At 64.4% G+C, this 298-nt stretch carries 1 protein-coding gene; it reads left to right on the top strand.

What is annotated here, in order from left to right:
* Positions 1-298, top strand: a 298-nt coding sequence (locus EP376_RS23155) for a hypothetical protein (RefSeq protein ID WP_206074859.1), incomplete at both ends; no start/stop codon positions are given.

The following is a 298-nucleotide window of genomic DNA, read 5'->3' as shown; positions in this document are numbered from 1 at the left end:
TCGGTGTCGGCGACGGCTACGGCAATCTGCTGCCGGTGCTGCCTGCGATCGGTTACCTGGCATACGATCTTGCGACACATTCGGCGGCGGACGTTTCCACGGTCCTGTATCTGCTGGCTGGCGGATCGGCGGTCGGACTGGCAATTCACGCTTTCGCCTTCCGGCGCCGTCTATCGGCGCGCTTTCCGGATTTCCGCAAGGTCCGTTCGCGCAGCGAAACACGGGCCTGGGCCGGACGCTCGGCGCGCCTGTGGCTATCGACCGGGCTCGAAGCGGCCAATCAGTTTCTCGATGTGAT

Source organism: Alexandriicola marinus (assembly GCF_004000435.1).
Classification (GTDB): Bacteria; Pseudomonadota; Alphaproteobacteria; order Rhodobacterales; family Rhodobacteraceae; genus Alexandriicola; species Alexandriicola marinus.
This window is presented reverse-complemented; position numbering and strand designations above follow the sequence as displayed.